The following is a 14,161-nucleotide window of genomic DNA, read 5'->3' as shown; positions in this document are numbered from 1 at the left end:
GCTGTGTTTACAGAGAGTTGTTTTCCTATCATTAAACTGACGGAGAAAAAGAGATGACAAGATTCCGTGCCTTACAACGTTACGGCCTCCAGCCGGATACCCGCATTTGTCTGTTTGATAATGGTTTGCCCCTGAGTCTCAAGCCGGAAGACTCCGCACTGAATAGTATGACGGATCTGCGCCGCGTCCCGGCTGCATCCATCAAGCCGGAGTCCACTATTGATCAGGCCATGCAGCGCATGATTCATGTGGGCGTACGCCTGTTATTTGTTCTGGATGATTTGGGGACCCTGGTCGGCTTGATTACGGCCCGGGACATCATGGGGGAAAAGCCGGTTCGGCTGGCTGCAGAAGACCATATCGCCCGTGATGACATCAAGGTCCAGAATATCATGGTGCCCCTTGGACAAATTGATGTGCTGGATTTTCCCGAGGTAGAACGCTCCACTGTAGGGGATATTGTCCTCACCTTGCGCAAGGCGGGTCGTCAGCATGCCCTGGTGCGTGAGGAAACCACGCATGGATTTGAAATACGTGGAATTTTTTCCATCAGCCAGATTGCCCGGCAGCTGGGTGTAACCCTGCAAAGTAATGATGTGGTGCAAAGTTTTGCGGGTTTGGAGCAACTCATCGCCAGTGATGACTAAACACATTCCGAGCAAAGTGCTGCAGGTGGGGGTCTGCCCCGGTGACTGAAGCAAACGGGCTGCTACTGGCAGCCCTCCTGATTTTTCTCAATGGATTCTTTGTGGCGGCCGAATTCGCCCTGGTCCGCCTGCGCAGCACCCATGCGCGTACTCTGGCCCAGGAACACGGGCTGCGTGGGCGCATTCTGGTGCGGATGCATGCGCGTCTGGATGCTTATCTTTCGGCCACGCAACTGGGCATTACCTTTGCCTCCCTGGGCATTGGCTGGATTGGTGAGCCCGCGATGGCGCATCTACTGGAGCCGGTGTTCCGGTTTTTCGGGGTTCGGGACCCGACTCTGCTCCATTCCATCGCCCTGGCAGTGGGATTTGCACTGGTTTCATTCGTGGTTATTGTGATTGGCGAGTTGGTACCTAAATCCCTGGCCATTCGTAAAGTCGAAGCCGTTTCTCTGTGGACGGGTGCTCCGCTCTACGCCTTCTATTGGCTGATGTACCCCGCCATTTTTGTTCTCAACGGGGCAACACGCATGGTGCTGCGCCTGTTCGCCCTACGTCTGGATCAGCATGCCGGTGATGCGCCGCATTCCCGGGATGAACTGGCGATGATTCTTGCCCTCAGCCAGGCTCAGGGAACCCTGGGTCAGCGCACCGGTGATATTCTCGACCGCACCCTGGACTTCAATGAATTGACAGCCGGTGATTTGATGCGTCCCGCAGCAGACATGATCTGCCTGATGCGCGAAGAGAGTTCCGAAGAAACCCGGGCAATGATGTTGCGCCATCGTTTTACCCGTTACCCGGTTTGCGAGGGCGACCGCCAGCATGTGATCGGTCTGCTGCATGTGAAAGACGCTTTTGCGCAGATGGTGCGCCATGATAATCTGGGCGATCTCAAAAGTCTTTTACGTCCCTTGCCTTCGGTCAATAAAGCCATGCCCGCCATGGACCTGCTGAGCCATTTTCGTTCCGGTCATCCGCATTTTGCGCTGGTGGTGGATGACCTAGGCACTATCACCGGTTTTGTGACGCTGGATCATGTTCTGGAAAGTCTGCTCGGCGTTATCCCCGACGAATTCCGCCATCAGCGCAAGGAGTGGCAGCGACGCCTGGATGGTAGCTGGGTGGGTTCAGGAAGCCTGTCCCTCTATTCCCTGGAGCGTTGTCTGGATCGGGATATTGACGAAGATGCAGCAGATACCATCGGTGGGCTGGTCATGCGCCAACTGGACAGGGTTCCGGAAGAAGGTGAAAGAGTAGCGTTTCCCGATTTTGATGTTCTGGTATTGCGCAAAAAAGGCCCGCGTATTACCCAGGTGCAAGTCATCCCGCATCCTGAGAATGATGAGTCGGACTGGTTTTCCTGAAAAAGAGACAAGATGCTGAAAAGTGATTTTACCTACGATTTGCCCCCGGAACTCATTGCCCAGGAGCCACTGGCAGAGCGCAGCGCCTCGCGGATGCTGGTGCTTGATGGTAATTCCGGTCAATGGCAGGATAGCTGGATTCGTGCGTTGCCAGAATGCCTCAATCCGGGTGACTTGCTGATTCTCAACGATACCCGGGTCCTACCGGCCCGGCTGCATGCCCACAAGGAAACCGGTGGAGCCGTCGAGTTGTTGCTGGATCGTCTGCTGGGGGAGGATGAAGGCTGGTTTCTGGCCAAATCTTCCAAAGCCTTGCGACCCGGCATGATGTTACAACTGGCGCAGGGCGATCGTGCGGAGGTGCTGGAAAAAGACGGGATGGATGTCCGCCTGCGCCTTCACCAGGCCTCCTGGTTGGCGGTGCTGGAATCTGAGGGAAGCATGCCGTTGCCCCCCTACATTCACCGTGCTCCCGAAGCCCGTGATCAGGAACGTTACCAGACAGTCTATGCCGATAAACCGGGAGCAGTCGCCGCACCAACGGCCGGACTGCATTTTGATCAGGGCTTACTGGAGGCGTTGGATGCCCGAGGCGTGGAGCGCCGTTTTGTGACCCTGCATGTGGGGGCGGGGACTTTTTTGCCGGTCCGCAGCGAGCAGGTTCAAGAACATCAGATGCATGCCGAAACCCTGATTGTTTCCCCGGACACCGTGGCAGCCATCACAGCTACCAAAGCCCGGGGCGGACGGGTGATTGCGGTAGGGACAACAGCCTGCCGGGCCCTGGAAACCGCCGGACAGGACGGCACCTTGCGTCCTTACGTGGGTGAAACCCGCCTGTTTTTGTATCCCGGCAAAAAATTTCAGGTGATTGATGCACTGCTGACCAATTTCCACTTGCCCGAGTCCACGCTGCTGATGCTGGTTTGTGCTTTTGCCGGTACTGAATGTATGCTCGCCGCCTATCAGCATGCGGTTGCCGCCCGCTATCGTTTTTTCAGTTATGGAGATGCCATGTTCATTACCCCTGCAGCGCTTTCGCGGTGCTTGCCCTGATGGGTATTTTTGAATGTCTGGCCAGGGATGGTGCAGCCCGGCGCGGTATTGTCCACTTGCCCCGGGGAGATATTCCAACTCCGGCATTCATGCCGGTAGGAACCTATGGCACCGTCAAGGCCATGGCCCCGGAAGAACTGAAAGCCATCGGTGCGGACATTATTCTCGGTAACACCTTTCATCTTTTTCTGCGCCCAGGTCTGGAAGTCATCACGGCCCTCGGCGGCCTGCATAAAATGATGCACTGGGACCGCCCCATCCTGACCGATTCTGGCGGCTTTCAGGTGTTCAGTCTCGGGGCACTGCGCAAACTCCGTGAAGCGGGTGTGGAATTTCGTGCGCCTACGGATGGTCACAAGGTTTTTCTGGGACCGGAAGAGTCCATGCAGATTCAGGCCGTGCTGGGTTCGGATATTGCCATGGTTTTTGATGAATGCACGCCGCATCCGGCGACCTACGAGGAAGCACGGGTCAGCATGGAACTCTCCCTGCGCTGGGCGGCACGTTCGCGTCGGGCTTATCAGGGTCCCGGTCAGTTGTTTGGCATTGTCCAGGGTGGAATGTATGGCGATTTACGTCAGCGTTCTCTGGAAGGTTTGCAGAAACTGGATTTTCCGGGCTTGGCCGTGGGTGGTCTGTCGGTGGGTGAAAGCAAGGCCGAGATGATGGAGGTACTGGAAAATCTCATGCCGCAGATGCCCGGCGACCGACCCCGCTACCTGATGGGTGTGGGCACGCCGGAAGACCTGGTAGAGGGGGTGTACCGGGGCGTGGATATGTTTGATTGTGTCATGCCGACCCGGAATGCCCGCAATGGCTGGCTGTTTACGCGCAACGGCATTCTCAAGCTCCGTAACGCCAGTTACGAAAAAGATCCACTCCCTCCGGATCCGGAATGCAGCTGCTATACCTGCAGCAATTACAGCCGGGCTTATTTGCGGCATCTGCAGCGTAGCCATGAAATATTGGGCGCGCGCCTGAATACCCAACATAACCTCCATTACTATCAGGAGCTCATGGCAGGACTGCGCGAGGCTGTTGTCCAGGGCCGTCTGGAGGCCTTCCGAAAGGAATTTTATCAACGTCGTACCGCGAGTTCCCTCATTGACGCCTAAAGGCTACAATGGGCGCCCGCAAACCTGATCAGGAGTGAATAATGAGTTTTTCACCGATTGCCAATGCCTATGCCGGAACTGCAGCCGGTGGTGGTTCAGACTCTGGACTGATCATGATTGTCTATATTCTGGTCTTCGGGGCAATTATCTATTTTATGATGATTCGTCCGCAGATGAGAAAATCCAAGGAACAACGCCAGCTCATGGCTTCCATCTCCAAGGGGGATGAAGTAGTTACTGTCGGCGGCCTCGCCGGGCGCGTCATGCAACTGGGCGACGAATACTTGCACATTGAAGTCGCTGAAGGGGTTACCGTAAAAGTCCAGAAGGCGGCGGTCACCTTGTTGCTTCCCAAAGGGACTCTGAAAAAACTTTAAGGCCTGTTCATGACCCGTTATCCGTGGTGGAAGTACCTGATCATTCTCCTGGTTGTCATACCTGCGCTGCTTTATGCACTGCCCAATTTTTACGGTTGGCATGCTGCCGTGGAAGTCCGCGCCCCGATCGGAACGATCATTCCGCCCGTAACGACCCTGCAAGGCTGGCTCCAGGACGCCAAAATTCCGGTGAGCAGCGTCCGTAGTGATGCCCAGGGCAGCACATTCTTTTTTCCCAACGACAATGCCCAGGGGCTGGCCGAAACTTTGTTGCAGAATAAGCTTCCGGCCAACGCCCAGGTGATTCTGTCGCAAATGTCCGCCGAGCCCGACTGGCTGAAATCCGTAGGGGGCAAGCCCGTAAACCTCGGACTGGATTTGCGCGGCGGTGTATATTTGCTCCTGCGCGTGGATACCGATGCGGTCATCAAACACGCTTTGGAGCAGGATAGTGGCAGCCTGCGCACTTTTCTGCGTCACAAGGATCTGCAATATCTGGCTGTGAATACTACGGGGCCTGATGCTCTGGCCATCGAAATGGCCAGTCCGGCTTTGGCTGTGGAAGCGCAAAAAGTGATTGCCCAGCAATACCCCGATTATGCCGTCACCGTACAACCCAAGGGCATAATCGACGTCACCATCACGCCCGATGCCGCCAAGAAAATGAAAGACGACGCCTTACAACAGGCCATTGTGGTGATTCGTAACCGTATTGACGAACTGGGCGTATCTGAGCCGGTGATTCAGCGCCAGGGCGTTGAGCATATTGCCGTGCAGCTTCCCGGTGTTCAGGATACCCAGCGTGCCAAATCGATCATTGGTTCTACGGCCCAGCTGGAATTCAAGATGGTGGATGATCAGGCCAACATGGCAGATGCCCTCAAGGGCCAACTTCCGCCGGGAACCGCCCTGTATTATGGTCTGCATAATTCACCCTATGTGTTGTATACCGATACGGTGCTGACGGGTCGTTATCTCAGTAATGCCAGTGCCGGCGTGGATAACAATAACGGCGAATCCATTATCAACGTCAGTTTCAATAATGCCGGTACCCGGATTTTTGGCGATCTGACCAGCAAAAATGTGGGCAAGCGCATGGCCATTCTGCTCGATAACAAGGTGGTTACGGCACCGGTGATTCGTGAAGCCATCACGGGCGGCAGAGCCCAGATCACCGGATTTGCCAATCTCAAAGCGGCCAGTAATGCCGCCATTGAACTGCGCGCAGGTGCCTTACCTGCGCCGGTTCACATTTCCGAGGAACGCACGGTCGGTCCTACTCTGGGGCAGGATTCCATTCATGATGGCGTCATGGCGGTGGTATTCGGCATGATTTTCGTGGTGGCCTTCATGACCATTTACTATCGGGCTTTTGGTCTGATTGCCGATCTGGCCATTCTGGTCAATATTCTCGCCATTCTGGCCGTGCTCTCCCTGATGGGCGGCACCCTGACCCTGCCGGGTATTGCGGGTATTGTTCTGAAAATCGGTCTTGCCGTCGATGCGAACGTGCTGGTATTTGAACGGATCCGCGAAGAACTGCGCCATGGCATGAGTGTCCGTGCCGCCATTGATGCCGGGTTCAAAAAAGCCTTTGCCACCATTGTGGACTCCAATATTACGGTGTTGATCGCCGCGCTGGTGCTCTTCCAGTTTGGTACCGGTGCCATCAAGGGATTTGCCCTGGTGCTGACTATCGGGGTCATTACCTCCATGTTTACTGCGACCATGATGAGTCGCGGTATTATCGAACGCGTCCTCGGTAAGCGGCGCATTCAAAAACTGTATATCTGAGGCCGCATCATGGAATTATTCAAAGCCCGTACCCATGTGGATTTCATGTCGAGGCGCCGGATATTCCTCGGAATATCCGCCTTGTTGATTGTCGCCTCAGTAGTCGTATTTTTTGTGCGTGGGCTAAACTACAGCATTGATTTTACGGGTGGTACTTTGGTGGAGTTGGCCTTCAGTAAAACCCCGGATTTAGGCGCAGTGCGCGGTACCCTGACCACTGCCGGTTTTCATAATGTGGTGGTGCAAACCTTTGGTGGCGATCGTGATCTGTTGATTCGTCTGCGTACACAGCCGGGCGAAAGCAGCGCCGTCGGTACCAAAATTCTTCAGGTATTCCAGAAAAATCAGGCGGCTTATCCCAACGTGCAATTACGTCGCACCGAATACGTGGGCCCGGAAGTCGGCAAGGAACTGCGCAATAAGGGCATCATGGCCCTGATTATTGTCACCCTGGGTATTTTGATCTATGTCGGATTTCGTTTTGAATGGCGTTTTGCTGTGGGTGGTGTATTGGCCATGCTCCATGACCCCATTCTGGTAGTAGGATTTTTTGCCATCACCCAGGAAGAGTTCTCGCTGACAGTTATTGCGGCCTTGTTGGTGATCATGGGTTACTCGCTCAATGATACCGTGGTGGTGTTTGACCGGATGCGTGAAGATCTGCGCGCCTCCCGAAGTGGCGACGTCGCGCAGGTTTTTAACGTGGCCATAAATGAAACCCTGTCGAGAACAGTCATCACCAGTTTTATTACCTTCATGGTGGCCCTCTCCCTGTTTCTGTTCGGGGGACCGGTGATTCATGGTTTTGCTACCGCCCTGGTAATTGGCGTTGTGGTCGGTACCTATTCCTCCATTTTTGTTGCCAGTCCTATTGCCTTATGGCTGGGACTGAAGCGCGAGCATGTTCTCAAACGCCAGTTCATCAGCTCCAAAGACCGTAATGATGGAGCACGTTTGTAAGTTCAGGCCGGACCTCTTGGCAAGCAGCGGCTGAAACAGGATATACAAAGACTTGCCGAAGACTGCACGAAAGCTTAATGTATGCCTCCACGGAGAGGTACCGAAGTGGCCATAACGGCGCCGACTCGAAATCGGATGGGGGTTAATAGCCCCACGTGGGTTCGAATCCCACCCTCTCCGCCACGCATTGCTAATAAGCCCCTGATTTTGAGGGGCTTTAATTTTTCCAGCTTGGCCGCGTCTTTCTTTTCGTCTTACTTTTGGTTCTGGTTCGGGCAATACCGTAGCAGCAACCAGACGATCAGAGATCCACAAACATCTACGCGAGAGCAAATGTTAACATTTCTCAACATTTTTGGTTTGGGTATCGTTACTGTAACAGAGCTAGACAAAGAAAAACCCCCGACCAAACTGGTGCAGGGGTTGCTGTCGCCTGGTCGTATCTGATCACGATTTCGCGTGAGTTACCATCTCAGTAAGTATCCCAGAGCAATTACAGGCATCTTCCAGCGCGTTCTCAACAGCATCCAGGGCATAGGCAAGGTCATTCTTGCCAAGCTCGTTATATGCGCTGTCTGTGGTCAGTAATCGCACCATAACGCGGATACGGTTAATTCGGTTCTGTAGGCCTTCGGCATGGTCGGCTGCGGTGATAATCATTTTGCACCCCCTCTGCGCCGGGTCATTTCATTGGTGAGCGAGTCCAGCGTAAAGCTGATACCCATTGCCAAATCGGAGAACACGGCCAGGCCTTCGCCAATGCCGTAAAGGGTGCCCTCGTTCCAGATATCTATGTTGTCCTTGGATTCTATCATTACCAGGCTGATGGCACTGACCGAGTTCCACAGACTCAAATTGGCTGAGCGCATAGCATCTGCAAAGCGAGCCAGATCCTCCGTGGTGTGTCCATCGGGATGGTTGGCCGCTTCCCGCGCTTTGTAGATCGTTTCATGACATGGTGTGTAATGCATGATTAAGCCTCCTTGTTCGCGTTCAGTGTATTGATATGGTGCTGCAAATCTTCGCTGATTCCATCAATGAGACACCCGACGTTGCCAAGAGAAGCCAGCAGAGACCCAAAATCAGACAGCGTGCTTTCATCCCAGGCGTTTCTATTGTCTGGGGTATGCATGAGTATCTGCCCCAAAGTGTTTATGTTCGCGAACAGGCCATAATTAGTTTCTCTGGCAACCTGTAGATGGCCGTTCAGTTGCCCGGCTGTCAGTCCTTCCGGGTTTTTGGAGACGTGATAGGCATCGAATAACCGGGTGCCGAACTCGCCGTATGTACGATTCTGTGTTTTTTCCATGATTAAGCCCTCTGTGCAAAGTGCCTGAAAGACTCAGGCGGCCAGGGGCTGAAAAGTGCTATAGGTGCACCGGACGTATTTCCCTCGCGGGTATTTTATTCCGGCCACCCCCGGCCATCGAGGACGAGCCTATTGCTGAGCAACAGGCATAAAAAAGCCCGCAAGTCTGACGGGGCGGAGTTCCGCCTATAGGTGTTTTCAGCACCATGGACATGAGATTAGTCGCTGTTATGGATACTGTCAACTTCCTCCGGTTGGGTGCACATCAAGGACTAGGTCGCCTGAGTACATTCTTTGCTCAAAGGTTAAGCCATCGGCTCGAACGTCTCTCCTAAGGTTTAATTTTGGCCCTGGTGACAATCCAGCCATAATCAACTCTTCATGCGTTTTATTTGAGATACCGTGCTGTTGCGCCAGGGGGTCCACCGCTTGTACAACAGCCCCTTCGAGCATCATCGCAGTAATTGCTGTAAGTCCAGAGTTGGCAGGAATGTCGTTCTGGACGGAAAGAATCACCGACATGACCTTCGTATGCAAGACATCCACCTGGACGTTGACGGTTGTACCAACAGTCACACCCGTAATATCACATGTGTACATTCCAGAACTGGCACGGTGACCAATCCCTTTGCAATTTGTAATGGAACCAACGCGTCCAGACTTAGTTGGGCCATCAAATAACCCGGTGTATCTCGCGGGGTGAGCCATATCATCTTGTAACCGATCAACTATCTGCTGACCTGTAAACTGAAAACCTCCTGATTTTGGAGCAGTTATCCCTGCTGCAAAAACTAATTCTGGAGTCAACAGCAAAAGCGCCGCCAGTAATGCCGGAATAGTTTTCATACGAGCCTCTTTAATGGGTATAAGACAGCGCCAAGATATTGCATCCCAGTTGAAATGAAACCCAGTGGCGTGTGGTATGTTCAATTAGACCACACAAACGCCTTTGGCAATGCCCCGCATAACGGGGCAAGGTAAGTGTCAGAGGACAATTCAGGCTCAGTGTCTTACCGGCAACGCTATTCCCGGTTCATCAATCTCTTTTTCCTCCGGTTCTTCCAGGAGCGCCTGACCCAGTGCGCCCACAATTGCGCGGTACTGATTCATCGCTGCTGCCATCGTCTCCCCCGCTTCCTGTAAGGCCTTCTTGTATGAGCCAGCAGGCTCCGGAAGATCGGCCGATAACACAGATTTAGAGAAAGTGGACATGTACTCTGCGACATCGCCGATGGTGTGCTCAAGTGAATTTATTGCCAAAACCGCTTTTACTAGATCGCGGTCAATACTGTTGTTGTCCTTCATCATCCCACCCCCTGTACATTCAAGTGCTGCGCGGTATCTAAAAACATTTGTGTAGCCTGGGCCCGTATCTCGTGCAGGTGGCCCAGAAAGTCCTGACTGTCGATGGTGTTTATGTGCATGTGGAGAGTAGGGCCACCACCGCCACCAATGCCAGCCTGTCCTGAGCGGATCAGGGAAGCCCCTGCAGCCGGAATAATCATCTCGCCCTTGTGGATGTTCGCCACCATATCGTTAGGGATGTTGTCAGCGCCCGATGCAAAACCGAACAGGCCCGCAATACTGGTGATGCCTTTGATGATGCCGCCGATGCTGGACATCGTGGACGATCCGCCAGAGGAAGAACCGGAGCCCATGATGGCCGCGCCTGCAAACGGGTTGCTGGACGATGAACTGCTACCGCTTCCGAACACGTTGCTAAACATGCCGGTTATACCGCTGAACAGTGAACCGAGCCCAGAACTGCCATGCTTACCGGTGATAGCGTCCGTGATGCTCTGTGACAGGCTCTTGGATAGCTGATTCTCCAGGCTCTTGCCGATGCTGGCGAAGAAGGCTGCAAAACTTTCCCCGAGCGTCTTCTGTCCATTCATCAGGTTGTTAAACAGCCCGTTAAACGAGGACTGCAGAGACTGTTTGAACTTTGTCCCGTAATAGCCCAGTTGTTTGCCCATGGTGCCGATATTGGCAAGTTGTTCTTTCAGTGCGGCCACCAGTGCAGGGTCCTTCAACGCTTCGGCATACTTGAGCGCGGCCTCTGCCGCTTTCTGCATCTGTGGGGCCATCTGCTGCTGCAGCTTGATATTCCGATCAGTCGCCTGAGCATTGGTGATGACGCCAGTCTTGAGCAGAGCCGCGTTATCGGTCGTGCCCAGGTGCAAGTTGCGCTGCAGGCCAGCCAAGTGCCCCATAGCGCCCTTGTACTGCAGCCCGAGCACCTGATGATGACCGACCGCCAAAGCTTCCTGTGCGGCCTTCGTGTGCCCGTTAGTGAGCAAGTAGCCGGAGAGGGAGCGATACTTGGCCTGGATAGCCGGAATCTTGCTGGAAAGCGGGTCAAAGATGCCCTGATAGGCTGCGTGAATCCCGTTAGCGATGTTCTGCAGATGCGCCTGGAAACGGAGCGCGTCCTCGATGCGCTTGCGGAAGGCTTCGCTGAGTTTGTTCTGGGCGTCCAACTCCGCTTTGCCAGCATTGACCACTTTCACATCTGTTGGCGTCTGCATCCCAGCCAGCAAGGAACCGGGCTGAATGTGGATTTTCTGTGCTGCGTTATACATCGCATTCGCCGTGCGTTGTTCGCTATCAGGCCGATCTCCTACGCCGGCCGCCTGTGCAATCAGGGCCGCACTGTAGGGCGTCTTGCCCAGCTCTTGGCGCACGATAGCTGCCATCAGGGAGGCTCTTATTTTGGCGCTCGATAAATTCAACGCCTGACCGGGCTTAAACCCCGTCCACTTATGCACGTCAGCAATATAGGCGCCGCTGTTGGCTCCGTGCCCGTTCCAGGTCGGGATGATGGTATTCAGCGTATCCATCCCTTGCCGTCCATAGGCCTGCAGGTTTTCAGACATCGCATGTAGCCCGGCCAAGGCTGAGGCAAATTTGACGAAGTAGCCATTATTACCGGCTTTCACCAAAGGCAGGTTTCCCCATTTGCGGATCCCGCCCGGGTTGTTCAGAAGCTGTTCAATCGGCTGACCGGTGACGTGGCTCATGATACCAGAGGCAATGCTCGTGGCCGTGTTATCCAGCGACTGGTTCTTTGCGCCGAGAACCTGACCGGGAATTTTGGCGGTAGGACTGATATTGGTCGCCAACTTGAGCAGGCTAATCGCCCCAGCAAACCTGAGCAGAAGGGGCAACATCCCACTGACGGAAGAAGATACTTTGGAAAGTGCCCCGCCCATCTTCTCAGAACCTGCGGCCACCCCGTCCACGGTCTTTACCACCCCACCAATCCCCAGGAGCGCCTTGAAAGATGCCCGCACGCCCAGAAGCCACTCGACGGCCTTTACTGCCGTCAGTCCGGTTATAGCCACGAGAAGCGCGTCGATCACATCCGTAAGCGCCGGGAACTTGATCAGCATTTTGTTAAACTGCGCCAATAGTCCAGCCAGCCCGTTGTTGAAGTTGGTCAGGTTGGTAATCATCGGACCACCCAAAAGAGTAGCAGTCGTGGAAAGTTGTGCTGTTAGGCTTTTCCATGAGCCGTTTAAGGTCTTCAATGCCTGCTGCATGTATTCGGTGGATGATTCAAACTGCTGCATTTGAACCACCTGTTCTTTCATGCCTCTGACTCTGGACGGGTTGCCGTAGATAGCCGCTGCATTTGCATAGGCTTGGGCGCCCATCCCAAAACTGGCCGCGTAACTTTGGATTTGCGCCATGGCATGCGCGATCTGCTGCGGATTGGTAAAGTCAGCTTTGGTATTACCCTTGTATCCAAACTCCTTCCAGTGCGCCTGAGTATAAGCGAGTAACCGTTCCGTTCCGTATGTAGCAAGCCATTCGCCCGGGTTGGTGGCTGCCATGGATGACCCAAGTAAGGCCCCAGGTGTGAGCATGACGCGGGTACTGCTGTGACCATACGCATGCACGTCTTTCGGGTTAAGCAGGCCGACCTTTTCCAGTAGGACGGCGAGACCTTTACCTATGATCCCTTTAGTGGCCGCTGCAAAGATGTTGTTATAAACCGTTGCTGCGCGACTTGCGCCGCCTTCGCCGGTTCCCTTGAATTGATCCACCAGCGCCATGAATTGCATCATCGAGGACTTGTTCATGCTGCCAGAGATACCCGCGTTCAGGTAGCGGAAAGACGTGTGCAGTGTCTGGGGGGTGATTTTTCCACCAGAAGCACCAGCCGCCCGACCCGCCACGTCCAGCACCATATCAGCGCGGCCCAGATTCTTGGAGCCGCCCGACATATCCACCAGGCCGAACAACTCCTTGGAGAGTTCCGGAAGGGACATCTTGGAGCCAAAGCGCTGCATCTCAAAAGCCGTGGAGAGTACCTTGGGCATGATCGCTGCACGGATCATCTGAGAGTGTGCAGACTGGCCCGGCATCATGGGCAGCGCGGAAAGTTCAGCTTTTAGAATCTGACCCATGCTGTAGGGATATTTTCCGCTGAGCGTTTTCGCCTGGCTGACTAGATTGCCATATTCACCTGTTGGGAGGTTTCTGGCGCTGATCTGCAGTTTCGTCTGCTGAAAGGATGCCGCTTTGACGACTGCGTCCTTGATGGCCTCATAACCGCCTACTGCCGCCACCGCTTCCATGATCCCCTTTAAGCCGTGCATCTGTCCTGTAAGGGTTCCAATATCGGCAGAGCTGGCCTTGGCGGCGTCTCCTACAGCACCGAGCTTGCCTGCAGCCGCAAGAGACTTGTCCCCAAGCCCTGTAGCAGCAAAGGCTGCACTGAGCATGGTTTTATCCATGGTCATGGTAGCGGCAATCATTTCCTGCGTCTGGGCGGCGACGGCCCGCAGTGTGTCACCTATACGGGTAACCGAAGCGTCGTATTCAGTCGCGGCCACTTCCGCCTTTTCGTAGGTGAAGATGGATTTTAACTGGGCACGGTTCATTTCCAGCGTGGAAACAATGGCGGCTTGGGTTTCCTCTTGAACGCGCGCCAAGGTTGCGCCCAAAGGTGTGACAGACGCATTGTATTCGGTTGCCGCTTCGGTAGCTTTTTCGTAGGTAAAAATGGACTTGAGCTGCGCTTTGTTCATTTCCAGGGTGGACGCGATGGCAGCCTGCGTCTCTTCCTGCACCCGCGCCAAAGTAGCTGCCAATGGCGTCATGCTGGCATCGTATTCAGTGGCAGCAGCAGCCGCTTTCTCGTAGGTAAAGGCAGACTTGAGCGCTTCCTTGTTCATCACCATGGAGGACTGAAAAAGCGCGGCAGTTTCCGCTTCCGCCTGGGCCAACGTCTTTGTCAGCCCCGCAAGGCTACCGGATGACCTAGACGCCGAGCTACCCATGTCTGCAGTGGCTTTGCTTGCCCGAGTGATGCCAGCAACAGCACCGGCAAGGGCCTTCCCCAGATCGGAAGCGCCTGCCACATTCAGCTTGAACGAGTCATTCAGGCCGGCGAGATACTTCTCCAACTGTGCCAGATTGGACTTGAACTTCTGGATCTCCGGTGACGCCAAATCCGCCATCGTGAGCGTCATTGCAATCTTCATATCAGCCATGGGTTACACCTCTTATAAAAAGGGGACCGAAGTCC

Annotated in this window: 13 protein-coding genes and 1 tRNA gene; 8 read left to right on the top strand and 6 right to left on the bottom strand. The window is 54.4% G+C overall.

Features of this window, described 5'->3' with window-relative positions; translation table 11 throughout:
* Positions 1–53: 53 nt before the first annotated feature.
* The 8 genes from GCD22_RS13445 (at position 54) to GCD22_RS13410 (ending at position 7,499) form a co-directional block, all read left to right on the top strand.
* Entirely contained in the window at positions 54–647 is a 594-nt protein-coding gene (locus tag GCD22_RS13445; protein ID WP_081577329.1) for a CBS domain-containing protein, read from the top strand.
* 41 nt (positions 648–688) lie between these two features.
* Positions 689–2,014, top strand: a complete 1,326-nt coding sequence (locus GCD22_RS13440; RefSeq protein WP_081577330.1) for a hemolysin family protein — start codon at positions 689–691, stop codon at positions 2,012–2,014.
* A 12-nt stretch (positions 2,015–2,026) separates the two neighbouring features.
* On the top strand, positions 2,027–3,070 hold the full coding sequence (gene queA, locus GCD22_RS13435; RefSeq protein ID WP_081577331.1) for a tRNA preQ1(34) S-adenosylmethionine ribosyltransferase-isomerase QueA: 1,044 nt from the start codon (positions 2,027–2,029) through the stop codon (positions 3,068–3,070).
* A complete protein-coding gene (gene tgt, locus GCD22_RS13430; protein ID WP_081577373.1) occupies positions 3,070–4,185 on the top strand; it encodes a tRNA guanosine(34) transglycosylase Tgt in 1,116 nt (371 codons plus the stop codon). Before queA ends, tgt begins: the two co-directional genes overlap by 1 nt.
* A gap of 41 nt (positions 4,186–4,226) precedes the next feature.
* Positions 4,227–4,562, top strand: a complete 336-nt coding sequence (gene yajC / locus GCD22_RS13425; protein WP_010642072.1) for a preprotein translocase subunit YajC — start codon at positions 4,227–4,229, stop codon at positions 4,560–4,562.
* A 9-nt stretch (positions 4,563–4,571) separates the two neighbouring features.
* Positions 4,572–6,356 (top strand): protein translocase subunit SecD, encoded by a 1,785-nt coding sequence (secD, locus tag GCD22_RS13420; protein WP_081577332.1) that lies wholly within the window; start codon positions 4,572–4,574, stop codon positions 6,354–6,356.
* A 9-nt stretch (positions 6,357–6,365) separates the two neighbouring features.
* Positions 6,366–7,316: a protein translocase subunit SecF gene (gene secF / locus GCD22_RS13415; protein WP_031570261.1), complete on the top strand. Its 951-nt coding sequence runs from the start codon at positions 6,366–6,368 to the stop codon at positions 7,314–7,316.
* Positions 7,317–7,407: 91 nt separating this feature from the next.
* Positions 7,408–7,499, top strand: a tRNA-Ser gene (locus GCD22_RS13410).
* A gap of 264 nt (positions 7,500–7,763) precedes the next feature.
* Here the strand turns inward: GCD22_RS13410 and GCD22_RS13405 are convergent.
* The 6 genes from GCD22_RS13405 to GCD22_RS13380 all read right to left on the bottom strand — a co-directional run bounded on the left by GCD22_RS13405 (position 7,764) and on the right by GCD22_RS13380 (position 14,126).
* Positions 7,764–7,976, bottom strand: coding sequence for a hypothetical protein (locus GCD22_RS13405; RefSeq protein WP_153940831.1), 213 nt, complete (start codon positions 7,974–7,976; stop codon positions 7,764–7,766).
* Complete coding sequence (locus GCD22_RS13400) at positions 7,973–8,287, bottom strand: hypothetical protein (RefSeq protein WP_153940830.1); 315 nt, start codon at positions 8,285–8,287, stop codon at positions 7,973–7,975. The genes GCD22_RS13405 and GCD22_RS13400 overlap by 4 nt, the downstream gene beginning before the upstream one ends.
* A 2-nt stretch (positions 8,288–8,289) precedes the next feature.
* Complete coding sequence (locus tag GCD22_RS13395; protein WP_153940829.1) at positions 8,290–8,625, bottom strand: hypothetical protein; 336 nt, start codon at positions 8,623–8,625, stop codon at positions 8,290–8,292.
* A 240-nt stretch (positions 8,626–8,865) separates the two neighbouring features.
* A complete protein-coding gene (locus GCD22_RS13390; protein ID WP_081577333.1) occupies positions 8,866–9,471 on the bottom strand; it encodes a hypothetical protein in 606 nt (201 codons plus the stop codon).
* 156 nt (positions 9,472–9,627) lie between these two features.
* Positions 9,628–9,933 (bottom strand): hypothetical protein, encoded by a 306-nt coding sequence (locus tag GCD22_RS13385; RefSeq protein ID WP_081577334.1) that lies wholly within the window; start codon positions 9,931–9,933, stop codon positions 9,628–9,630.
* The gene (locus GCD22_RS13380; RefSeq protein WP_153940828.1) at positions 9,930–14,126 is read right to left on the bottom strand and encodes a hypothetical protein; all 4,197 of its coding nucleotides are present in this window, start codon (positions 14,124–14,126) and stop codon (positions 9,930–9,932) included. The genes GCD22_RS13385 and GCD22_RS13380 overlap by 4 nt, the downstream gene beginning before the upstream one ends.
* Between the last annotated feature and the right edge of the window lie 35 nt (positions 14,127–14,161).

It is taken from the genome of Acidithiobacillus thiooxidans ATCC 19377 (assembly GCF_009662475.1).
GTDB lineage: Bacteria > Pseudomonadota > Gammaproteobacteria > Acidithiobacillales > Acidithiobacillaceae > Acidithiobacillus > Acidithiobacillus thiooxidans.
This window is presented reverse-complemented; position numbering and strand designations above follow the sequence as displayed.

Bases quoted from the DNA above. Each gene is read 5' to 3' on its own strand.
- queA (WP_081577331.1), top strand. From the start codon at position 2,027: ATGCTGAAAAGTGATTTTACCTACGATTTGCCCCCGGAACTCATTGCC.
- GCD22_RS13395 (WP_153940829.1), bottom strand. From the start codon at position 8,625: ATGGAAAAAACACAGAATCGTACATACGGCGAGTTCGGCACCCGGTTA.
- GCD22_RS13390 (WP_081577333.1), bottom strand. From the start codon at position 9,471: ATGAAAACTATTCCGGCATTACTGGCGGCGCTTTTGCTGTTGACTCCA.
- GCD22_RS13385 (WP_081577334.1), bottom strand. From the start codon at position 9,933: ATGATGAAGGACAACAACAGTATTGACCGCGATCTAGTAAAAGCGGTT.
- secD (WP_081577332.1), top strand. From the start codon at position 4,572: ATGACCCGTTATCCGTGGTGGAAGTACCTGATCATTCTCCTGGTTGTC.
- tgt (WP_081577373.1), top strand. From the start codon at position 3,070: ATGGGTATTTTTGAATGTCTGGCCAGGGATGGTGCAGCCCGGCGCGGT.
- GCD22_RS13445 (WP_081577329.1), top strand. From the start codon at position 54: ATGACAAGATTCCGTGCCTTACAACGTTACGGCCTCCAGCCGGATACC.
- GCD22_RS13405 (WP_153940831.1), bottom strand. From the start codon at position 7,976: ATGATTATCACCGCAGCCGACCATGCCGAAGGCCTACAGAACCGAATT.
- secF (WP_031570261.1), top strand. From the start codon at position 6,366: ATGGAATTATTCAAAGCCCGTACCCATGTGGATTTCATGTCGAGGCGC.
- GCD22_RS13400 (WP_153940830.1), bottom strand. From the start codon at position 8,287: ATGCATTACACACCATGTCATGAAACGATCTACAAAGCGCGGGAAGCG.
- GCD22_RS13380 (WP_153940828.1), bottom strand. From the start codon at position 14,126: ATGGCTGATATGAAGATTGCAATGACGCTCACGATGGCGGATTTGGCG.
- yajC (WP_010642072.1), top strand. From the start codon at position 4,227: ATGAGTTTTTCACCGATTGCCAATGCCTATGCCGGAACTGCAGCCGGT.